We start from the raw sequence: 23,679 nt of genomic DNA on the forward strand, positions 1-23,679 counted from the left end.
CGGCGAGTTTTTATAGATACCCTAAAAATTAAAAGAGAAGCCCCCTAATAGAACTTCTCTTTTATGATGGGTGACACACCGTTTCCTTCTCTGATAAATCAATATAAGAGAAGTAGGCTATTCTTGCGTTTTGGCAGATTCTTCTGCTTTTACTTCTTCTTGGGTAGCTTCAGCTTGCTGTCCTTCAGTTGCTTCTGCCCGAGTCTCAGCTTCGTCCCCTTCATGGTGGCGGCGAGAGCGTTTCTCCGGTTTTGCCTCGGCCGTTTTTTCAGCCTCAGGCTGTGCCTCTACCACGATGGGAAGCACCGCAACAGCCGCTTCATACAGTTTGAGGGTCGCGTTATAATGCCCCACACTTTTAAAGGTAAGGCCGGGCAATTCAATACGCTTCCGTTCAATTTCGAATCCAAGTTTCTGCAGTTCATCGGAAACGGTTTGGTTGGTAACCGCACCGTACAGCTTCCCATTGGGACCTGCGGGCATTACGATAGTCAGTGTGAGGTTTTCAAGCTGCTCTTTTAAGCCTGCTGCATTCTGCCGTTTCACCGCTTTCCGCTGCTCTATCTCCTCTTTACGGCTTTCAAAATGGGCAAGGGTAAAAGAATTGCAGGGAACTGCTAAATTCCGCGGAAACAAATAGTTACGGGCATACCCTTTGGCAACGTCCTTAATATCCCCCTCTTCTCCGAGGTGTTTGACATCTTCATTTAAAATTACTTTCATTTCAAGCTCCTTATAGGCGTACCGTTACAACGGTACATAATGATAAAACGATAGCTGACCGGTATTCCAGGAGTTGGAATCCGGCAGCAGACAATTTAAATACTCCTAAAAACCGTGTTTTTAGGAGTGTATCAACTCTTAGTCTACAACGTAAGGAAGTAACGCTAATGCGCGCGCACGCTTGATTTCAAGCGCAAGCTTACGCTGATGCTTCGCACAAGTTCCGGTAATACGGCGTGGTAAAATCTTTCCGCGTTCGGTAATAAAGCGCCGCAAAGAATCAGGGTCTTTATAATCGATTTTTGCCTTTTGCGAACAGAATCGACAAACCTTTTTACGGAAAAACATTTTTCCTTTTTTATTTACCTGGCGTTCTTCGTTTCCTCCTCCTTCGCGAGGATTTTCCTGTGTATTTGTGTCCGCTTCAACGGTATTCAGTGTCTCGTCCGACATGTTTTGTTCTCCTTAAAATGGAATATTGTCATAATTAGCATTATCAAAATCAGCTTCATAACCGTCATTAGCCGGTGACATATTTTGCCGAGCCTGATATGCCGAAGGCGCATTTGATCGCTGATATGCTTCCCGATTGCCGCTACTTGTCTGCTGACCGCTTCCGGAACCGCCTCCTAAAAGCTGAAGATTATTCGCGATAATTTCTACTTTACTGCGGGATTGCCCGTCCTGTTCCCATCGGTTTTGCCGAAGTTCACCGTCAACAGCAACCTGTTTTCCTTTCACAAGGTATTGGTTAAGCGCTTCACCCTGTCTGCCCCAAAGTACGATGTCGAAATAGTTTACTTCTTCAACCCATTCTTCACCGTTTTTCCGCCGTCGGTTAATTGCAATCGAAAACTTGCATACGGCAGCTCCTCCTTGAGTATATTTTAATTCCGCATCACGGGTAAGTCTGCCGACAAGTACGACATGGTTTATATCTGCCATCAATATCCTCCCGAATTATTCATCAATTTTGATAAATAAAAAAGTCAAAAGGTTTTGATTTAGTTTAAACTTGCGGTCTATTTCGATAATCTTATCCGGTTCGGCATGGATATTGAACAATACATAGCGCCCCTTTGTCTTTTTTTTGATTTCATACGTTAATTCACGGTCTCCGAATGGGTCTTCGGAATCAATTTGGACGTTGAAGTCCCCCAGAACGGATCGGGCTTCTTCAATCCCCTGTTTGAACTGTGCTTCCTCAATAGGAAAGACAGTCATCAACTCATACTTTCTCATGTGCCCTCCTGATGGCCATTAGCCCCGTATTTACTACGGGATGGAGTTTATTTATCGGGCTTTAAACCCCGATATAGCGTTTACCTCATCTTAGATGAATAGCAATAAAACCCATTCATAGAGAGGTAAAGCATAGATTTCAGTATAGTATAAAAAGACTTGTTCAGTCAATGCTGCATTTCATAATTAAAGAATTAACCATCATCTGATGTTAAGCGTTATGATTTTAGTTTTGTTTGCGTATTTCCTTAATCCGCTCCCAATAAAAGTCAAGTTCATCGGCTTTAAGGAGCGGTTCAGGCGGTGGCCGTTTGAGACTATTATGCCGTTTTATTTCTCCCTGCAAGTCTGAAATTGATGATCGGATTAAAAAAAGGCTCGCCAAATGCAAAGGCGGTATCCGTTTCACTATAATATAACGGGAGCGATTGTACCTTCGGATATTTTTGATTCGGATACACATCTCCAATTGCATAAGTTCCCGGTCCGCCCCCCTGTGGTATAAGCGTCAGCTGGCGCATACCATTTTTGCCATTGCTGATCGATACGGCGCCTTTTTCATAGTTTTTTAAGCCTAGACCCGTTATCGGTTACGCAGCTGTATATGGCATCATATTGCCGGATAAACTTTGGTACGGTTACTTGTAATCCGTCATCGAATGCAAACCCTGCATATTTTTCTTTGTACTCAAAATCGCCTATCCAATAGCGAAATTTGATATACTGTGTCCCATTGAAGAAAAAGGCATCAAAAAAAGCAGGAGCCTCTTGCTGATATATCAAGATGCCGTTTCGGAACCCCTGTTCAACCCAAAAACCATCCAAAATCGCTGTTTCCGGTGTAAGTACCGGTTGCAAATGGGCATCCGTTTCTGCAGACACAGAAGAAGAGAGGCTTTCTCGTCTATCGGTAACAAGATTATAAGGTCTCTTTTTATAAAATGAGGAAAATAATCCGTTATCATACACCCATACGCTTGTTGTTATCGGAGTTCTGAATCCCTGGTAACGGATATTCAGTGAATAAATATTCCTTCGATCTTCTTGTTTTACCTTGACGGGGTAGCTACCCATATCCTCATACACAAAGCGATAATGAGTCTTGAGAACTATCCGCAATGTATCTTCTGCAGCTTCGTCTGCCTTCCCGATATATTCAATAAAACGTTCCGAATTTTCCCAAATACCGGCAAGCGGCTGAGCAGGGCAGGGGAGCGAAAGAATAAAAAATAAAATGATATAAAGGTATTTAATATATCTCACAGCAACAATAGTATATCATATAGCTTGTATTTTGTTTAGCCGTCATCATAACCAATAAAACCCTTTAATGCCCTCATATTGAACACTTTAATAGCACTTTAAGAATTATCCTAGACATAACCTCATTTATATAGTAAATTGAGGAAATTTAATAAAGTTGCTGTACTTAGAATACGACAGTGTCAAGAATTAAAGGATTAATTAATTGTGAAAATTAAAGGTATAGCGTCCATTATTATACTATTTGCGCTAAGTCTTTATACCATGTCTTGTACAAAGGTCGAGCAATTGTATGTTTCAAATGGTATTTATGATATTTCGGATATTGATAAAGATATAGTTTATTCGTTAAAAGGTTCATGGGCATATGCGGAAAAAGAGTTTGTTTCTCCGATTATGCCGCTCGAGATATATACACATTTTCAGCCGATCGAATTCGGCTGGACAACATATACACCTCCACAACCGGTACAAGGATATGCTTCGTATGCAGTAAGAATCCGCGGTTTTGAGCCTCAAAAGGTATATGCGATCCATTTTACTCGTACATCGTCAGCTTTTACGGTATATCTGAATGGTAACCTATTCTATACATCTGGAACGCCCGGAAAAAATTTTAAAGAAGAAATATTTGATTGGCACGCTGATACGGTTATCTTGCCGCTTAATAATGAAACCGAAGCAACCATTGTTGTTCATTTATCGAATTTTCATGATAGAAACCCGGGGGTAGAAACACCTTTTCTTTTTGGCCTTTATTCAACATTACAAACAAAAATAGTATTGGATAAGCTTGTTTCCTCCGGCATATTTTCTATCTTATTCAGTATGGCTACTTTCTTTATTTCTTTATTTCTGTTTTATAGGAGAGAAACCACTGCAGGCCTCTTTGGATTGCTTTGCTATAGCTTTGCCATTAGGACACTTTGTTACAATGACTTTTTGTTAAGAGATTTCTTTCCGAACGTATCGACGAATATTATGTATCGACTCGGATACTTCACCTTTCCGTTTTGTGCTGTATTTACATTTCTCTTTATTCTTAATCTGTTCATCAAAAAACCGCCAAAGGTTTTTTATTTTTTAACTATTCCATTGATCTTGTATGGTTTAATAACACTCATCACTCCAATACCGGTATTCGTCGGAATATTACTTATTGTACAACTTTATATCTTATTTCTTTCGGTGATTGCATGTATAGTGGTTGCTTATGCATTAATTAAACGAAAACCATTTGCGTTAACATTTTTAATTTCATTTTTATTATTCATCAGCGCAGCAATATTTGACGGTTTAATTTCGAACGGTCTTATTAATGCCCCGTTTATTTCTCATTTTGGAGTATTACTGCTGATGATTCCGATGGCATTTATTGTCATTCGGCATTTTTCTGCAGCTTTTAAGACACAAGAGCAGATGATCGAATCGATCCAAAAGACAAATATATCTTTTCAACGATTCTTTCCAAATGAATTTTTACAATTTTTGAATAAGAAAAATGTTACGGATATTTCACTTGGTGATAATATTCATAAAAATATGTTTATTGCCTTTATCCATCTTGGTATTAAAGCAAAACTTTCATCAAGCAGTGCGCGTGAAGAACTGTTGATTTTATATAATACCGTTATCCAAGCAGCTAATCCTATTATTAAAAAATATAACGGATTCATTGATAAGTATTTAACAGATGGATTAATGGTTCTTTTTTACGGCACTGCAGAAGACACGGTGGATTGTATTATTGAGATTACACAGCTCATTAAAAAAATTAATATACATAGGCAGGAGCAATCCTTACCGCCGCTTCACATCTCTTCAGGAATTCATTATGGGAAATTAATGATGGGGACTATCGGGGAACCGGAGCGAATGGATACAACAGTTATTTCCGATGTGGTGAATATTTCTTCTCGAATGTATAGTTATGCGACTGAAAAGAATGTTAATATCATTATCAGTGAAACCGTTAGAGAACAGCTTCTTGAAAGTTATTGGCGTACACATACCTGCTTTTATTACGGAAAAATAAAATTCCACGGTAAAAGAAATTTAATAAATGTTTATGAGGTCAATTTACTATGAAAAAGATACTTGTAGGCGCTTTTCCTTTTTTTTGTATGATCCTTATGATAACATTTATTAGTAGAGAAAAACCAATACAGAATCTTCGAGAATATACAGTAACGGTACAGCATGGGCTGTTAACATTGCCAGTGCATAATGATCAAGATGTGTTTAATATTAGAGGCCAATGGTATTTTACTCCTAATCAGTTCTATTATTTTAAAGATAATACGCGGCCGTTATATGCACCGTTACCAGGTAGGCTCAGCGAAACCGCGCTGAAAACCGACTTTGGTTATGCCTCATACGGATTACGTATTGTCGGGCTTAACCCTAATAAGGTATATGCGCTTCAATTGAGTCATATTCTCTCAAGTTGTACCATTGTTATTAACGGTATTGATAGGGCAGGGCAAGGGCAACCCGGTGTATCTGCGCGGACGGAGATACCGGGGAAAACGATCAGCATTGCAACTTTCAAGCCACTAAAGAACGGTACTGCCGATATTATCATAAATATATCTAATTTTCATAATCGATATGGGGGAACAGATCAATCAATTATCCTTGGTTCCGCTGAAATGTTAAATCGATCTTTTGTATTCAATCTTTTATTTTATAATATTGCATCTACCGTACTGTTGCTGTTTAGTATCTTTTTTATCATACTGCACTTAAATTATAAAAAAATACCCTATATATTATGGTTTGCATTTGCTGCTATAACGATTAGTATTCGAATTAGTGTATTCTATCCGCATATTCTTGCTTATATTTGGCCTGCAATTCCATGGAAGTTGTATTTTATTTTGCGTTATTCTTCCATGCCATTAGCGGCATTGTTTTTCACAATATTTATTAATAAGATTTTAAATATCCGCTATACATCTGTTTATCGAAGTATTATTGTAATTTGCCTATTATCAACTACCTTTATTGTTATTGCACCAACGCTTCTCGTATCCCGTTATTTATATATGCAACAGGCACTTGTATTTATTGCTGCCATTTACGACGCGGTAATCATTATTCGTGCACTGGTTAAAAGGGAGAAGTCTGCAATATGGATTGCTATTGTATTATGTATACTTGCCGGCTTTGCGCTGTATGATACACTGGTAAGCCAATGGATTGTTTCGGGTAAATTACTCTTGCAAGAAGGCGCAATGGTCGCAATTATTATTGCCGTCATTATGAGCATCGACGGATATGCAGAAGCAATACACCAGATTGAACAGCTGGTAGAGGAACTGAAAAGGATCCAAACAGCATTGCGTCGTTTTTTCCCTAATCAATTATTGATGTTTCTCCAGAAAACCAGTATTACTGAGATAAATACCGGAGATTTCTCGGAATTGTCGATGACTGTTCTTTCAATTGATATCCGATCTTTTACCAGTATATCGGAACAACTGAGTCCTGACGAAGTTTTTATATTGCTTAATAACTATTTTGCTTTGGTAGCTCCTATTATCCGGCAGTACGGCGGGGTGATTATGAAGTTCCTTGGTGACGGTTTTACTGCATTGTTTCCCGAAAATTCCGATACAGCAGTATTATGCGGAATTGAAATCCAGAAGAAATTACAGGAAAAGTGTATACAGCTAAAGAATCTCCAATCTATTAAAATTAGGGCAGGTATCGGGATTGATACAGGGAGAATACTCTTAGGTGTCATCGGAAATGATAGCCGATTAGACAGCGTTGTTATTTCAAATACTTGTTATACAGCAGAAGAATTGCAAGCCGCGACAAAGATATATTCCAATACAATTATTATTTCTGAATCGATTTTCCGATCACTTAAGCGACCAGAAGATTTTCACATACGGTGTATTCAAGAATCGCCGATTATCGGAGAAGCGGAGCAAAGCGTACTTTATGAAGTTTACGATTGTGATATGCCTGATATACAAAATAAAAAACGACAGACAGCATCCCGTATTGAAAAAGCGCTTAAATCCATCAAAGAAAGAGATTACGCCCGAGCCCAAACATATCTTACACAATCGCTGGAAATATTTTCTGATGATCCGTTAGCACTCTATTATCAAAGATTGATAATAGGGATGTTGTCGGATAATTCTTAGAGTATTGACATAACGACTTTATGCTTTAAGATAAACATTTTAGTAGACAGAACGCTCATTATTAATAGCATATTTCAACTATTTATTATATAACGTTTTATAGAGATTTGTCTAGTAGTCGTTTTTCGATCGCATCAATGCTACTGTCAGGAGTTGAAGCGCCGGCAGCAAGGCCGATTGTTCCGTACTGATACACATCCTGAGGAATATCATCGGCGGATTCGGCAAGCCATGCAGGTTTACTGCTGTCGATGGCAGTTTGCAAAAGACGGCGGGTATTGGCGGAATTACCGCCGCCGATAACGAGTATTGCATCAACTTCTTCTACGAGCTCCATGAGCGCCTCCTGCCGTTCGTCGGTCGCCGGACAAATAGTTTCCAAAACGGTAAGGTTTGGAATTTTACTATTAAGGATTTTGGCAATTGCGCGGTATTCTTCCCGTTTAATGGTGGTTTGGGCAATCAGAACGGTAGGCGCTCCATCATATTGCAGTTTTTCCGCTTCTGCAGCCGTCTGCACGGTAATACACTTACCATTTGGAACTGACAAAGCATATCCTTTAATTCCGATTAGTTCTCCATGGTTTTTATCCCCGGCGAGGATAACCGTATAACCTTTTTTTGAATACTGTGCAGCCCTCAGTTGGCTTGCAATGACACGCGGGCAGGTTGCATCGATAATGATTGCGCCACAGTCTATCAATTCTTGCCGTTTTTTCGGAGCGATACCGTGTGCTCTGATAATAATCGGTGAGTCGGGAGTAATCTGAGATTTCAGCTCCTCATCGGGGTTTACGATGCGTACCCCCTTCGCTTCTAAAAGCCGTATCGTTACCGGATTGTGAATGAGTGGGCCATACGTATAAACCGTTTTGTCAGGATACTTGGCAAGAGCACGATATACCGCCTCAACCGCCCTTCGTACTCCCATACAGTAACCAAGTACTTTTGCACGCTTCACCTGTCGATGCTGTTCTTGCGGATGCGGTATATCGTCGAGCTTTATCATTTTACACCTTTTTTACCATAATACCGTTAATTAAAATACCGTTAATTAAAATCTGTAACGACTTCTCTCACAGCTGCAACGAATTGTTCCAAATCACTTTTTTCCGTGCTGTGTCCGATGGAAATACGTATAGCATTTTGTGCAATTTCGGGACTAACGGAAAGAGCTGCCAGTATCGGCCGAACTTTTGTCTTTGAAGAACATGCTGAACCGGCCGATACAAAGATATCGCGATCGGAAAGGCATCGTGTCATGACTTCTGCCGGAACATTCTTAAAGCTCGCTTGTATAATCCACGGTGAAAATGCATGGGCACACTTGATGTTATCCGGTACTGCGGCATTCGATATTTTTTCGACTGGTATTCTTGCGGAAGGGATAATCGAACATTCGGGGATTCGGCACAACGCTTCGATGAGGAATCGAGACAACTCCCCTGCCCGCTCAAATTTTTGCTGAAAATCCGTATATGTTTTTTCAAGACAGCGGGCAAGCGCACAGGCACCGGCAAGGTTTTCCGTTCCGGGTCGAATGTTGCGCTCCTGTGAGCCGCCGCGGATACCGGAGTTTAAGGGTTGTTTTAAGTATAAAAGGCCGATACCGCGCAGCCCGCCGATCTTATGGGCGCTCATCGAAGCGGAATGCACATCGGCAAGTCCAAGCTCCGCGACCGGTAATTTTCCGATCGATTGTACCATATCAACATGGAAATGAACGGGTCTTTTTCCGGCTGTATGTGCTTTGAGAGCTTGTGCAATATCTCGAACCGGCTGCACAGATCCAATCTCGTTGTTAACGCCCATAATTGCAACCAACACGGTATCTTCCCGCAGGGTATGCAATACCGCATCGGGGGTAATGCAGCCGCTCTTATCGGAAGGAGCTTTTAAAATCGTCCAGCCGCAGTGCTCCAATACGGCGGCTTGTTCTCGTACCGACGGGTGTTCGATATTGCTGATAATCAGACTGCCGGTTGCCGGACGGGTTAATAATGAAAGGAGTACGAGACTGTTTGATTCGGAAGCGCCGGAGGTAAAATAAAGCGTTTCTGCGGGAACACCGAGCACTGCGGCGCAGCGGCTGCGGGCTTTTTCCAGCATATTCCGTGCCTCTTTTCCGAAGCGGTGCTGTGCTGAAGGATTTGCGAACACTGCTGTCGCCTCACGATAAGCAGCTTCAATCTCATCGGTGTAGGGTATCGCCGATGCGGCCCAATCCAGATAAATCATATCAGTACCTCCCGTATTATAGAAGTATCGACTTCACGTACCTGTGTTTTGAGAATATTCTCTTGAAGAACAAGTCGAATCATCCCACCTCGGTTCTTTTTATCTTTTTTCATGCGCGCAATAATAGCATCCGCAAAAGAATCTGTATTAGATAGTATACTAAAGTAGACAGGTGTTGTACACCAGCCGTAACAGCTAAGAATTGCCGTGAGGGAGTTGGCGTAGTTTTTATCGGTAAGCTGTAGACGAAGTCCTACGGCTAAGGCGCGAGACATACCCCATGCGACGGCATCTCCATGTGGTATGGAAAAATGAGCTAAACTTTCAAGAGCATGGGCGAAGGTGTGTCCGAAATTTAAGAAAGCGCGTTCTCCTTGTTCGGTAAAGTCCCGCTCGACAACTTGCGCCTTAGCCTCCGCAGCGCGGCGTATCATCGTAGAGATACAGGCCTTATCTCTACCGATAATTTCATCATGCTGTGTTAAAAACATCTGATACAGTTCGGTATCGTAGAGGACGGCAGTTTTCAGTATTTCAGCAAGCCCCGAACGATATTCGGCCTCAGGCAAGGAACGGAGCACCGGAAAACAGAGGTGAATCGATGAAGCGGCGTAAAATGTACCGATAAGATTTTTATAACCGGAAAGATTCACTGCTGTTTTTCCGCCGATGCTTGCATCCGCCATCGCGAGTACGGTTGTCGGCACCAGAATACACTGTATGCCGCGCATATAGAGCGAAGCGGCAAGGGCGGTTATGTCGCATACTACGCCGCCGCCGAATGCGATAAAACAGGCATGCCGGTCAAGTTCGTATTCTGCAGCTTTCTCGGCAATAAGAGTAAGGGAGTCTAAGTTTTTTGCTTCATCCCCTGCCGGTAGTACTACCAGCGGTACTTGCATGGAAAAATATTCAGCTTGTCGTAAGAGCGGGAGCGTATGCTCGTCGCATACATACAATGCGTCTACACTCCCCTTTTTTTCCGAAAGTTGAGGGAGCCGGATGGTATCTGAGTACCATACCTGTGTAGTGCCGTGCGGCGTAGAAAATGAAAATGATTGCGGTAATGATTTCATAGGCGTCTGTTGTAGCCGACAAATTTAATCGGCGCGTACCGCTGTTGCAGTGGGTGTCGTTCGCGATATTTTTCTATTTTTTATTTTTAAAAAGAGCATTTTTTCAGTTTCGTAATTCGGATTTAAATCGGTTTTCCAATAAAAAAACATCCGTACGCCACGTATCATCTGTTCAACGGCTTCCGTCTCCCTTTTGCAGATGCCGTAAACGGGAATAACAATGAGACCCGGCACCTCATTTGCTTCCATTGTAAACTGAATCTTTCCTTCGGGGTCTTCGAGCTGTATCCATGAAACCTTATTAAATACATCGGTAGTGATACTGCGCTCTTTTTTTTGGTTTTCTTCGCAATCATACAGTGATAGGGAAGGCATGACGGAATCAGTTTCTTCTAATGCAATATCGATTTCAACAATAAAATAAGCGGAAAGATTAAAAGGGCTATCGTTCTTTAAAATGTATTGAACCTGCGTTCCTTCGGAAAAAAAAGTATATTGCTTACGCAGTGAAACCGGCTGTTCAATGCCGGCATCAAATAAACTTGCAGTAGACAGCTTCAGCTCAGAACGGATTGTATTAATTTCGGTTTCCTGATATGTATTATCGGAAAACACAGCTGTAAGCGCTTCGAGTTGTCCGTTTTTGAGACGCTGTAAAGCTGCTTCCGATAAAAGGTAGTCGATAAACATCCCTGAATGCTCCAACGGCATATCGGAATAGTTTTTATAGGCTGAAAACACGTCACATTCAAAAATCTTTCCGCCGTGATGATGCACATACATATTTAGAGGAGAACGTTGCGATAGGACTTCTTTAAAACCGTCCATATCGATATCATAGCGGGTGAGACCTTCGGTAAATATGCCCGGAAGCCGCGTTTGCTTTTCGGCAACAAGCAGTTTTCGGTAGGCAATTCGGCGTAATTCGTTATGGTATTCGGAAATACAAGGTTCCAGCGCGAAAAGCTCTGCATTTTGCGCTTTCCATAGTTCTTGTAAGGCATATTTTTTACGCGCCTTATCGCCTTTCATACCGTTTGCCAACATATTCACATACATCATTTTGGAATAAATTTTAAAGGCATCACGCTGTATCGTAATGGCGTGTTTTGTTGCATGTCCTGTCGGGGTATCACAGAGAATCGTATTTGGCGCAATGTACATGGGTGGGTGAGGTTGCCGCCGTTTCATCAATTCAGCCGTATGGGTAAGCCGTATGACCGATTCAGGTTGATTACACAGCTCCACAAAGGAAGAAAACCAGTTTAGCCCGTCTTTATTTTTTTCAAGGCATTTTATATAGGCTTTAACCGGTAGGAAAAGGAGATACATAGATTCGTCGGTAGAGGAGGCTGTAGCCGCTAATTTATCATAAAATTCTTGCGGTGTACGGTTTATGAAATCAGGATCATCGGGAATATACGGAAATACGGTTATTGTTTTTCCTTTATCTTCAACAATTGTAGGAGAAAAATAAGTATTTTGACTATTCTGTTCTCTATTTTGAGGAAACAGACGATAATCGAGAAGACAATATTCCATACCGCACCGAATAAACGGAGTAATTAATGACGGTGTCCATGCGGAAGCGGTTAAAAAAAGACCTCGAGGCCGTTTTCCGAAATGGGTACGGATAGCAGCAGTCATCATTTCAATTTGACCGATGACATCGGAAGCGGGTAATAAAGACAGATAAGGCTGATAATACCCGCCGCCCAGAAGCTCAATTTGTTTACGGGAAAGCATACTGTTGAGCAACATCGTATAGGCTTGACGCTTTCCTTTTTGCCATTCTAAAAAGCTACCCGTTGCAAAAATTGTCAGAGGCAGCTTTTCCTCAGCTTGAATACCGGAAAAAAAAGTTTTATACAGCGAAGCATTATCATTTTTATCAATTTGCTGTAAATAGGAGATAGAGAGCTGTACACAAAAGCATAAATGCACATTTTTTTTTGAGGTATCCACGGGAATCATCCTTACTAAAACAATAGTTATTGTATACTATTTTCAGTAATTATGGAAGTATAAAATTCCGTTACATTTTTAGATATTGGTATCTCTAAAAACTCGATGAGCTTTTAGAGATACACGATAAGTATTTTGAATGTCACTGATTATTGCTGAGGAGTGGATGAATCCGAGCTATCAGCAGCACTAGACATGCCCGCTTTATAAAGTTGCTCTTGCTCACCGGACATATCTGATGAAATAGGTATAATTTTCGATGTTTCGGAGATGGGCTGTTGCGGTAACTGAGACTCTGCCTTAATGATATCGTCAAACTCCTGTTTATCGATCGTTTCTTTTTCAAGCAAACGCTGAGCAATATACTCAAGCAGCGTCTTTTTTCCTTTTAATCGATTTACAACTACGGTATACCGCTCTTCCATAACGCGGGCAATTTCTTCATCGATATATTGCTGTGTAGTTTCAGAGTATTCACGTACCAGCTGAGGATCGCCTGCGCCGTATCCGCTACCCCGCTTTGAAAGAGCAACGTTTTTAAACCGATCACTCATACCGTAATCGGTTATCATACTGCGGATAATATCAGTAGCACGCGACAGATCGCTTGAGGCGCCGGTTGAGACAACCCCAAACTGTACAAATTCGGCAGCCCGTCCGCCAAGGAGACAGTCAACCTCTGCAAGCAGTTCCTTTTCAGTACTCAGGAAACGATCTTCTTCGGGGATGTTCAAGGTATAGCCAAGTGCTGCGATACCACGCGGTATAATAGAAACCTTATGTACCTTATCTGCTCCGTCAGTAAAAGCAGCGGTTATAGCGTGTCCCGTTTCGTGGTAAGCAACAATTTGACGTTCTTTTTCTTTAATCACCCTACTCTTTTTTTGTAAACCGGCAATAGCCTTTTCTACTGCCTCATTGAGATCTTCCGCGGCAACTTCTTTACGGCCGCCACGTACTGCGAGCAAAGCCGCCTCGTTAATCACATTTGCAAGATCAGCGCCGGAAAAGCCGCTTGTAATCCGTGCCGTATCACTAAGATCAATTCCGCTTGCAAGTTTAACATTCTTTGCATGTATCTTGAGTATCTGTTCTCGCCCTTTCATATCGGGGCGGTTCACTGCTACCTGCCGGTCAAACCGTCCGGGACGAAGCAACGCAGGGTCAAGAACATCAGGCCGGTTAGTTGCCGCCAGCAAAATAAGCCCTGTACTATTATCGAATCCGTCCATCTCTACGAGCAGCTGGTTGAGCGTTTGCTCCCGCTCGTCGTTTGAATGAATGGAATTTAAACGGGACTTACCGATGGCATCAAGCTCATCGATAAAAATGATACAGGGAGCTTTTTCCCGCGCTTGTTTAAAGAGATCACGTACACGGGAGGCACCGACACCGACAAACATCTCTACAAAGTCTGAGCCGCTAATCCGAAAGAATGGAACCCCCGATTCCCCTGCAACGGCACGTGCAAGCAGGGTTTTACCGGTTCCGGCCGGGCCGACCAACAAAACGCCGCGCGGAATCTTACCGCCTATTTCGGTATATTTTTGAGGGTATTTTAAAAAGTCTACAACTTCAACCAGTTCTTCTTTTGCCTCGTCAACACCCGCGACATCACTGAAACGAGTGGTAACTTTTCCTTCCTCAACGGCCGCCGACCGAGCCTGCCCGCCGGAAAAAATACTGCCGCCGAGACCGCCGAGATTCGAGGTAAAGCGCTTCATAACAAAATGCCAAAGAAGGAAGATAAAACCGAATGGCAGTATCCATTGTACCAAAAAGTCAACGAGAAAGTTATTTTCTTTAGGACGTACTAAATAAATGACATTGTGTTCATCCAGCAGTTGTAAAAAAGATTCCGAATATATTCCGACCGTTTGATAGGCATCTCCTGCATCCGCAGATAAAAACGGCAACTTGCTTCGTGTTTGTTCACTACTCGCTTGCGTTTTCGTTTGTCCGATAAAATATGTCAGTCCCATAATGACTTTAACGATTTCGCCTGACGCAACACGATCTTTAAACTCCGAAAAAGGAATAATATTCGCATCTTGCTTCATCAAGAACTGGTTTACAATCAGTAGAATTATAAACACGCCCGCAATAATCGCGATAAAAGGTAATCGAGGTTTCTTTTGATCCTTATTATTATTGTTATTGGACGGTTCGGGGCTCAATTTGAAAAAATTAAAGGGATCTTGTTCGTTCGGATCCTTTTTGTTCTTATCATCATTCTGATTCATAACTGCCATTGCCTCATCTTTTACTCTAGGATTCCGCTCAAAACTCCGGTGAAGGTAGTGGGGTTCCCTATTTATAAGGCATAACATACTCAAAAAAAACAATATAGACAAGCCGGCTATTCGAAAAGTCATAGCAACCGATCAAATTTTTTGCAATATACGTTCATAGAATAATGAAGGTTGTAGACATTTTATAATTGACGATACCGGTAATAGATGATAGAATTGCCCCCATGAAAACGGTTTCTGCCGCAACGGTGTTCCTTGCTATAAGCATAGTATGCAGCTTATTTTTTGTAATAAGAGCTATAAAGAATAGAAAAAGTATACAATCGACACAGTTATATAATATTATATTGGCAGTAATTATGCTCTTGTCTATAGCAGCAGCCGGCTTTTTCAGATATATTTCCTTCCCGTTCGCTTCGTTAGCACTCGGTGCCCTCTGTTTTATCCTATTAGTAGTTATTGCGTCAAACGATGCAGTCTATCGCCGGGAATATATGGCTCTCAAAACACAAATGGAGTTGGTACAAGAAGAGCTGATTAAGGCGCAACGCCCTGATGAAACCGCTATGAGAGCTAAAGAGTTGCTGCCTGTCGGTAATACCTTCTTAATAAAAGCTGCCGAAGCGATACGGCAACAAACCGATACGGCTGGCATCCTCGGTTTTATCAATAAAATTATGATCGAACAGCTCTTTGCGGATGGAGGTGTTATCCTTACCATCGGCGAATTTGAAGACGTGCTTAGTGTTAAGGCGTATAGTGGAACTTATCCGCCGCCGTATAAGTTGCCTGATGATGTACCGCACCAACAAGATCAAGTTGCTACTAATTTTAGATATGCGGAGTTCCCACTTAATAATTCATTTTTTGGTGAAGTAGCCCGTTCAGCACAATCGATCCTAATTCCACACGCACAAGAAGATAGCAGAATTGTTATCAATGGAGAAGAGCCGTTTCTCATGCCTGGATCATTACTTACCCTTCCAATGGTATATCGGGATACGGTCGAAGGATTGATTTCTTTGTCAAGAAGTGCCAATCATGCACCGTTTACCGAGTCAGACCTACAGATCGGTGAAATATTGGCCAGCTATGCAACGGCAGCGCTTAAATTGATATACGATTTGCAAGACGAGACGGAATTAAACACAATTGAAAATGAAACCGATATTGCAAGTCGTATTCAGAAAATATTACTGCCTAAAAAGCTTATCGATACTACCGATTTGAATTTTTCCGTACTTTTTAATCAAGCACGAGGCGTTTGCAGTGATTATTATGATATCATCCAGAGTCAGAGGGATCGACTTTTCTGTATTATTGCCGATGTCGCCGGGAAAAGCATTCACGCCTGTATCGTTATGGTAATGATTCGCTCATTGCTTTATCTTATCACCAATACGGCTCAGAATACTCAGAATATCCTCGATATTTTAAATAAGGGTATTACCGGGAAAATATCGATTGACCACTATGCAAGTATATCGTTATTGACGTATATTCCTGCAGAGAAAAGCATTGAATATGTAAATGCCGGAACGCAGTCTCTTCTCTTGTGGAAAGCTTTGACAAAGAAATTAATCCGGCTTGAACAAAAATCGGATCCTATCGGTGTGGATAGTAAGTCAGTTTATACCTGCAAAAAGATTCCGGTTGAAAAAGGAGATATCGCCGTTTTATTTACCGACGGTGTTATAGAAACGCTCAATGGACGTGGAGAACCGTTCGGATTAAAAGCTCTTGCTGAGATTTTGGTTGCGAACGCTTCATTATCTGCAAAGGCAATTACCGAGAAAATTAACAAGCAAATAAGGACTTTTATCGGGAAAACAGCACCTCATGATGATCAGACGGTGATGATTATTAAAGTAAAATAGAGTTAAGGAGGACAGAGTATGGAACTGAAAATCCGAAAAAATAAGGATGTATACATTATCGATGTAAGCGGCGAGATGGATTTATACAATTCGTATAAACTGAAGGAATTAATTGCAAAGATGCTTGAACGTCAGATTCAATGCATTGTACTCAATCTTGAAGAAGTGGAATATATCGATTCTTCCGGTATCGGAGCGTTGATTTATATCTGTTCAACCTTAAAAAAGAAAAACTTAAAGTTATACATTACTAATATTCATGGTTCGGTAAAGAAAGTCATCGAATTAACAAAACTGATGGGCTTTTTCCCAATTACCAATAGCCTGGAAGAGGCTCTACAAAAATTAGCCGATAGTCAATAGGAGAACGTTACAATATGATCAAAGAATTACGCGTTGACGGAAAAGACCCGTTATTTGATAAGACCGGTATGCTGTATAAAGAATTCCCTTCGGATTTCCGACAAATTCGCTATTTTACCCTTTTGATTGTTCAGTCAGCTCCGTTGGAAATCAAAGGAATTAACCTACTTGAGCAGCAAATCAGTGAGATCATCAAAAATGCTGTAAAGCATGGAAATAAATGTGATCCTAAAAAGAAAGTAAAGGTATGGTATGAATTCAGCCCCGAACACGCACACCTCATCGTCGAAGATGAAGGCTCCGGCTTCAAAGATATAGAGAAATGGAATGAATTTAACCGGAAACGGCTTGAATGCCTCCATAAGCAGGATTTTACCAATCTTGGTGATTATGTTTCTTTTAGAACGGCTCAGAGCGATGATAATGACGGCGGAAACGCGTTGTTTGCAGCACTGGAGTATTGGAATGGCGGTTTTGTATTCGGCGATAAGCGTAACTCGATCGCGATGCTGAAGCAATACCCTAAAAAACGCCACGGTATTGCAATAGAATAGTATAAAGACTTAATTTTAAACTCGCGGGGATGTCGAAAAAGTAACCAACTTTTGAGACATTCCCTTTTTCTAACAAACAAAAGATTGACGGCACATAAATTCTATGCTATCCTAAATCTATGTTAATAAAAGATATAATACATGGGATTGCAGTGCCGTTTTATTCATACAACGGTTCGGTTAAACAGCAGACATACCAGCTCAAATTAACACTTTCTTCTATAATACCCCAAGAAAATTAATAATGATAAATGGATAATTAATAATTCACCCATACCGTTTACCTTCTTCTTACCTGATAAAAGGACACACCTTATACGCAATAGCCGGAACGGACTTTCTCTGATTCATGTAGGTGTTTTCATATTTCTTTTTATATTTTGTATGCCGCTTGCAGCGCAAATGAGCGATGCCGTAAACGATAAGCGCATCGAAACCGGTGCAGCGCAAGATGTACAAAACACACAAGGCGAGCAAAGCGTGCCGGTTGCGCAAGAATCGCAAAGCGCCGTACAAGGCTCCGCTCAAGTTGCCGAGACGACCGCAGCTGATAGTTCGGATATTTCAGGGCGTTGGTATACGAATTTCTTTGTTTCGGGCGGCTTTCAAACCTTTATCCCCGTTTCCCTTTTAAAAGAATACACACAAGCAAAGCCCGGTTATAGGGCGGCGCTCGGCTATACGTTTTTCCGCTCCGGCAAACACACCATGCCGGTGTATCTGGAAACCGGACACAGCGTTATCCTCGGGACGAATCCGCTGGTACGCAGTTTTGACGCTTTTCCGATAACCGTCAATGCCGCCTATGAATACTTCCCGATACGGTATCTTTCGCTCGGCGTGTTTGCCGGAATAGGGGCAGAGGTACTGCGTATTCGCCATTATCGGACGGCGCTTGATCTATTAGCCGATAAACTGAATACACAATCGGGAGCGGAAGCAGTGCTCACAACCGGCGTAACGGTCGGAGCGGCAATACTGGAACGCAGCATCGAAGTGAAAGCTCAAGTTTCTACAGACCTTATGATGGAGCAGTCCCGTGTTATTCCACTTCCTTCTTTTCAACTTACAATGAGAGTGTATCCCGGCGCTGTTTATGCTTACACGAGAAAAAAGCGGACAGCAGAGTACCAGGCACAAGCATGTGCCGATAGGATAGAAAGCCTTAAAACATCGATTGAAACAAAACAGGAAGCATCGTTGGCGGTAGAGAAAGTGCCGACGGCGCCTGAAGGGAAAGAGGACGCTAAGATACCTGAAACAAAGCCGCTTGCACAGTTCAAGAGTATCTATGTGTATTTTGAACCTGAAAGCGCCGTGCTCGACGTAAACGCCAAAGGGGACATTAAAAAGGCTGCGGCAATCTTAAAAGAAAATGAAGACCTTTTCATCCTGTTTGAAAGCTCTGCAGCGCCGTTCGGATCGCAAGACGAAAGGCTGCAGATTGAAACAGCGCGCATCAGGTCGGTTGCCGAGTACCTCACACAAAAATGCGGTATCACGCATGACCGTATTATCTATAACGAACCGAAAGATAAAAACTTGCAAAGGGATAGCCGTAGCGGAGCAGACGAATATTACATCCAATATCGGTACGCAAAAATACGGTTTGTCAGAATACAAAGCAATCCCGATGAAGGAGCAAACAGTTGGGCGATTCCGAATGTTCAATGAGCTTTTAGAAGCCACCGTATCAATAGAACCGATAGATAAAGGAGAAAAAAGGTGAGAACGATGAAAAGTAGTATGCGTTTATATGGGCTTTTATGTGCCGCGCTGCTGCCGGTAACGGTATGTCTTTCATGTAATAAGCTGATAGGCGATCTTATTCCTTCGAACGAACAAAAACTTATCAGTTTTGATTTAAAAAACGTCGAACGATTTGTGTGCAGTACAAACACTGCTATTCGTGATCATAGCGTTACCGTAACGGTTCCGAAAGGAACCGATGTAACGCGCCTTTTGCCCGAATCGGTTGTATCTGCACAGGCGACGCTGTTTCCGGTAACGCTGCGCTACTTACAGGAAGCCTTTCCCGCAACCGATGTACTGAAAATCGGCTCTGCCATCGGCAGCTTTGAAAACATCGAAGCGATAAACAAGTGGTTTTTCGAAATGTATGCGGAAAATCCCAACTTTACCATTCCGGAGCTGATTTTTCCTATTAACTTTTTAAGCCCCGTGCCTTTTGCCGTTATCGGCGGACAGGGGAAGATAGAACTGTATACCGTAAAAGTCCTCTATGACGATGGCACCGATCCCGCTACCGGTACCCTGCCGCCGGGCGTTAATGCAGAAAAAAATATTCTTTCGTTTACGGTTGGGGAGCCGCAGATAGGCGAAAGCGTTATCGGAGAAAACACGGTGGATTTTGAAGTAACGGCGGGAACGGAAGTACGCGCGCTGACCGTAACGGCAACCGTTTCTCCGCACGCTGTTTTGATACCGCTTACCGAGTCCTACCTTGTGCCGCTTTTGCAGAGCTTAGGGATGGATCCGTTGAGCGTATTATCCGGTTACATTACTGCGCCGAATAAAGAAGCGTATTTACGCGCTCTTTTTGCGCCGGTTAACCTTTCGAGTGTAATCGTTCCGCTTAATAAACCGATTGATTTTACCAACCCCGTGCAGTTTGCCGTACTGGGTAATGATAAGGATGTAAAGCTGTACACGGCAACCTGCAAGCAGACGGTAACGGGAGCGGCGCTGAAAAACTTCGGTTTTTCAAAGGTGAAAAACCCCGGTCTGGTAAAAGACGGAACGGTTCGTATAGACCATGCGGCAAAAACCGTAACGGCAGAGCTTTTTTATCCGGTTGAATACTCAAATACCGGCTATGACGCTTTTTCGCTGTATTGCGATGTTGCTTATGCCGGAGACGAAGTAGAAATAAAATATAGGGGCAGACGGTATGCGACGAACGATAAAATACGCTTTAGACCCGAAAACCCGTCAGGAGCACAGTATCACCTCGGTACAGCCGAAGCAAAGATTATCATCACCTTCGGAACGGAGCAAACGGAGTATCGCCTATTTATCTCGTTTAAAGAAGACCCCGACACCTCGCGCAGCATTACCGACTTCCGCTTTACCAAAGACAAAAATAGCGAGCTGAAAACGCTTTCGATGGCGGCTATTGCAAACGACGGCCACGAAGGGACAATCACCGCAACGGTGCTCTACACGGGAAGCGCAAAACCCGAAAGCCTTATCCCTACCTTTATTACTCCCGGTACGGTAAGAGTAGACGGGGCCGTGCAGACATCGGGCAGTACCGCACAAGATTTTAGAAAAACACTTACCTATGTCTGTACCTCCCGCGACGGACAGTACACAAGGCGGTATACCGTAAAGATACGGTTCGTCTATGCAGAGCCTTCCCTGTCGGTTTTAAAAACTTTCCGCTTTCCTGCGGGCATCAACCCTCTTACCAAAGATTGCGAAGGCAGAATTGACCAAACGGCACGCACCGTACATATTACTGCCTGCTATGCCGGACAAAAACCTAAAAAACTGATCCCTGAATTTTCCGCAACCGGAGAGGTAACGGTAGACTCTCTTACACAGACCGGCGGTTCCAGTGTACAGGACTTTGAATACCCCGTGTACTATAAAGTAACGGCAACAGATGACCCTTCCGTATATACGGTATATCAGGTAATAGTAAACTTTGAATATTCGGCAGATTCTGGCTGCGAATTGACTGAGTTTAAGCTGTTGATGCAGGATAATCCTTCGCTGACGCAGGATGTAACAGCCTCTATCAGTGCACATTCGGGCACCGTTTATGCACTTTTGCCGCGCGGAGCGGATGTTACCAATCTTATACCTCGCTTTACCGCAAGGGGGCGGGTAACGGTTGACAATATTGAACAAACCAGCGGAGAAACGGCAGGCGATTTTTCCTCGGTGATAGAATACAAGGTAACGAGCGAAAACGGCCTTTATACCAAAACCTACCGCGTAACCTTACAGCAAGCGGGCGGCATTATCCATGTTGACCCGAAAGCGACGGGCAGACACAACGGTTCGACATGGGAAGACGCCTTTACAAACCTTGAAGCCGCCTTACAAAAGGCGAACGAAATGCCCGATGGCGTAAACGCAGAAATATGGATGAGTAAGGACTGTACCCTCAATAACAAACGCTATGAACTAAAGCGCACGCTGACCCTGCGCGGCGGGTTTTTGGGCATTGAAACCGAAGCCGACCAGCGGAACAAGGATAATAAGACCGTATTTAACGAAGTAAGATTTTTTTCTTTTGGCAGAGAACTCCGCGGTATACTTACCTTTGACAGTATTGTGTTTGATAAGCCCTGGGGTACGATGTATCCTATTTATGAAATTCAATGGAATACCGCCGGAGAAAACGCCCTTGTTATCGCGAACTGTAATATCCGCTGTAATATGGATTTTATTAGCTCCGGACAACGGTTTGCATCGGTTACGGTAAAGGATGTAGATGCTAACAGCAAATGTTCCCTGCCGCAATGCGATACCGTTACGGTACAAAATGTAAACACCGGCAGCGAGGACTTGTCCATAAGATGCGATACCGCTACCGTCGATAATTACAGCGGCGATGACCTTTACATTAATAACGGCAACGGTGTTGCACCGGCGCAAAAAGTAGTTATCAAAAACAGCCGCTGCTGGAGCATAATTTATGCAAAAGACATTGACGTTAGCAATTCGAAAATATACGGTGAGTACCATAATTTTGATGTTATCAGTCTTTACAACCTACCCGGATACTACAACATGGAGCTGTATCCTGCCGCTTCCGCTTCCATTAAGATGAAAAACTGCGACCTCGGCGATATATCGATTAAGAACGACAGCAGCGAAGTGCTGAAATTAAAAAGCGTCGATATTACTGCTGTAACCATAGCCTCTCTGTATGTAAAAAATGGCGGCAAGGTAATAACCGAACGGCTTAGCTACTCCGGGAATAGGGTGGACACGATAAAGTCCTTACAGCTCCCTGCCTGTTCGGTAACAATAAAGAATTGTAACTGCAAGGATACCATCGATGTTTCCTGCAATGCAAAGGACTTTAAGGCCATTATGGAAGCCGTACCGGTACATACGGACATAGAGAACGTATCGGCAAAAACAATAAAATGCGGGTATACAACCGAAGACTTACGGACTATCAAAAGGGAGTACAGCTGCCCTCCGTATGTATTCAAAGAAGGCCAGTGGATGAAGATGTTTTTGGAACCGGTGCCTTTTGCAAGCGGCGGCTCCCATACCCTAAAAGATGTTAAGGCGGAAAACCTGTACGTATCTTCAGGCGATTCTATTACATTAAAAGGCGGCAGCGGGTATCAGCCATTCCGGCTGGAGGGACAGTTAAAAGGCGCCCTGTCGTTCGCGTTGCGGTGGAATGAGGAAAAACAGGAGAATTATTCATATAATGCCATTAATTTCTCTTCCGTTGTGTTAAATAATGAAACGACGCCGAACAGTAAAATCGACATAGACAATATCTATGTGCAAGGGGAGTGGTTCCGGGCACGGACGAATACCCTTTCCGTACACAAAATACTGCCTGTCTGGTTGCAGCTGGGATGCGTAGAACTGCAAGGGCGTAACAGCGTAACCGTCACAGACTGCGATTTCCGCAACATAGTGCCGTTTTACGCCTACTACGACCAACGTCCTACCGAAATACGCCCCAGCTTCCTTGCCGTAGGCGGAACGGTCAGCTTGACGGGCTGCACCTTTGACGAGAGCTTTGTTCAAGTGGGTTCAGGCACGTGCTTCGACACCCACCTCAACAGTACGTTCAACTGCACGGCAGCGGTGTGGAAAAAGTAAGCGCAAAACTATTACGGTGTGGTCCGGGGATGTCGAAAAAGCAGCCGACTTTTAAGACATCCCCTGTCCGCCTGCCGCTTCTGTGGGTTCTTCATATCTGCAGTTAGAATATTAGAAAAAACATGATAACCTGCCGAGTT

18 protein-coding genes are annotated in these 23,679 nt (G+C 42.8%); 7 read left to right on the forward strand and 11 right to left on the reverse strand.

Features of this window, described 5'->3' with window-relative positions; all coding sequences use genetic code 11:
* Positions 1 to 117: 117 nt before the first annotated feature.
* The 6 genes from rplI to GWP43_RS06935 form a co-directional block, all read right to left on the reverse strand.
* Positions 118 to 723 (reverse strand): 50S ribosomal protein L9, encoded by a 606-nt coding sequence (rplI, locus tag GWP43_RS06915; protein ID WP_162663552.1) that lies wholly within the window; start codon positions 721 to 723, stop codon positions 118 to 120.
* A 138-nt stretch (positions 724 to 861) separates the two neighbouring features.
* A complete protein-coding gene (rpsR, locus tag GWP43_RS06920) occupies positions 862 to 1,176 on the reverse strand; it encodes a 30S ribosomal protein S18 (protein WP_162663553.1) in 315 nt (104 codons plus the stop codon).
* Between the two features lie 12 nt (positions 1,177 to 1,188).
* A complete protein-coding gene (ssb, locus tag GWP43_RS06925; protein WP_162663554.1) occupies positions 1,189 to 1,668 on the reverse strand; it encodes a single-stranded DNA-binding protein in 480 nt (159 codons plus the stop codon).
* Positions 1,669 to 1,683: 15 nt separating this feature from the next.
* Entirely contained in the window at positions 1,684 to 1,965 is a 282-nt protein-coding gene (gene rpsF / locus GWP43_RS06930; protein WP_162663555.1) for a 30S ribosomal protein S6, read from the reverse strand.
* Positions 1,966 to 2,285: 320 nt separating this feature from the next.
* Complete coding sequence (locus GWP43_RS14785) at positions 2,286 to 2,486, reverse strand: hypothetical protein (RefSeq protein ID WP_230978132.1); 201 nt, start codon at positions 2,484 to 2,486, stop codon at positions 2,286 to 2,288.
* Between the two features lie 37 nt (positions 2,487 to 2,523).
* Positions 2,524 to 3,228, reverse strand: coding sequence for a hypothetical protein (locus tag GWP43_RS06935; protein ID WP_230978133.1), 705 nt, complete (start codon positions 3,226 to 3,228; stop codon positions 2,524 to 2,526).
* 207 nt (positions 3,229 to 3,435) lie between these two features.
* Between GWP43_RS06935 and GWP43_RS06940 the strand changes: the two genes are divergently transcribed.
* Positions 3,436 to 5,316: an adenylate/guanylate cyclase domain-containing protein gene (locus GWP43_RS06940; RefSeq protein ID WP_162663556.1), complete on the forward strand. Its 1,881-nt coding sequence runs from the start codon at positions 3,436 to 3,438 to the stop codon at positions 5,314 to 5,316.
* Complete coding sequence (locus GWP43_RS06945) at positions 5,313 to 7,388, forward strand: adenylate/guanylate cyclase domain-containing protein (protein ID WP_162663557.1); 2,076 nt, start codon at positions 5,313 to 5,315, stop codon at positions 7,386 to 7,388. Before GWP43_RS06940 ends, GWP43_RS06945 begins: the two co-directional genes overlap by 4 nt.
* A 97-nt stretch (positions 7,389 to 7,485) precedes the next feature.
* Here the strand turns inward: GWP43_RS06945 and ispH are convergent, their stop codons facing one another.
* The 5 genes from ispH to ftsH all read right to left on the reverse strand — a co-directional run bounded on the left by ispH (position 7,486) and on the right by ftsH (position 14,910).
* Positions 7,486 to 8,397: a 4-hydroxy-3-methylbut-2-enyl diphosphate reductase gene (gene ispH / locus GWP43_RS06950; RefSeq protein WP_162663558.1), complete on the reverse strand. Its 912-nt coding sequence runs from the start codon at positions 8,395 to 8,397 to the stop codon at positions 7,486 to 7,488.
* A 41-nt stretch (positions 8,398 to 8,438) separates the two neighbouring features.
* The gene (locus tag GWP43_RS06955) at positions 8,439 to 9,626 is read right to left on the reverse strand and encodes a cysteine desulfurase family protein (RefSeq protein WP_162663559.1); all 1,188 of its coding nucleotides are present in this window, start codon (positions 9,624 to 9,626) and stop codon (positions 8,439 to 8,441) included.
* A complete protein-coding gene (locus GWP43_RS06960) occupies positions 9,623 to 10,702 on the reverse strand; it encodes a 3-dehydroquinate synthase (protein ID WP_162663560.1) in 1,080 nt (359 codons plus the stop codon). Before GWP43_RS06960 ends, GWP43_RS06955 begins: the two co-directional genes overlap by 4 nt.
* 24 nt (positions 10,703 to 10,726) lie before the next feature.
* Positions 10,727 to 12,667, reverse strand: a complete 1,941-nt coding sequence (locus tag GWP43_RS06965) for an alpha-amylase/4-alpha-glucanotransferase domain-containing protein (protein WP_162663561.1) — start codon at positions 12,665 to 12,667, stop codon at positions 10,727 to 10,729.
* A 149-nt stretch (positions 12,668 to 12,816) separates the two neighbouring features.
* Entirely contained in the window at positions 12,817 to 14,910 is a 2,094-nt protein-coding gene (gene ftsH, locus GWP43_RS06970; protein WP_414162722.1) for an ATP-dependent zinc metalloprotease FtsH, read from the reverse strand.
* A gap of 368 nt (positions 14,911 to 15,278) precedes the next feature.
* Between ftsH and GWP43_RS06975 the strand changes: the two genes are divergently transcribed.
* The 5 genes from GWP43_RS06975 (at position 15,279) to GWP43_RS06995 (ending at position 23,539) form a co-directional block, all read left to right on the forward strand.
* Complete coding sequence (locus GWP43_RS06975; RefSeq protein WP_230978134.1) at positions 15,279 to 16,796, forward strand: PP2C family protein-serine/threonine phosphatase; 1,518 nt, start codon at positions 15,279 to 15,281, stop codon at positions 16,794 to 16,796.
* Positions 16,797 to 16,814: 18 nt separating this feature from the next.
* Positions 16,815 to 17,159, forward strand: a complete 345-nt coding sequence (locus tag GWP43_RS06980) for an STAS domain-containing protein (RefSeq protein WP_162663563.1) — start codon at positions 16,815 to 16,817, stop codon at positions 17,157 to 17,159.
* 14 nt (positions 17,160 to 17,173) lie between these two features.
* Positions 17,174 to 17,713: an ATP-binding protein gene (locus tag GWP43_RS06985; protein WP_162663564.1), complete on the forward strand. Its 540-nt coding sequence runs from the start codon at positions 17,174 to 17,176 to the stop codon at positions 17,711 to 17,713.
* A gap of 402 nt (positions 17,714 to 18,115) precedes the next feature.
* Positions 18,116 to 19,387: an OmpA family protein gene (locus GWP43_RS06990; protein ID WP_162663565.1), complete on the forward strand. Its 1,272-nt coding sequence runs from the start codon at positions 18,116 to 18,118 to the stop codon at positions 19,385 to 19,387.
* A 51-nt stretch (positions 19,388 to 19,438) separates the two neighbouring features.
* Entirely contained in the window at positions 19,439 to 23,539 is a 4,101-nt protein-coding gene (locus GWP43_RS06995) for a hypothetical protein (protein ID WP_162663566.1), read from the forward strand.
* Positions 23,540 to 23,679: the final 140 nt, after the last annotated feature.

The organism is Treponema vincentii, assembly GCF_010365865.1.
Classification (GTDB): domain Bacteria; phylum Spirochaetota; class Spirochaetia; order Treponematales; family Treponemataceae; genus Treponema.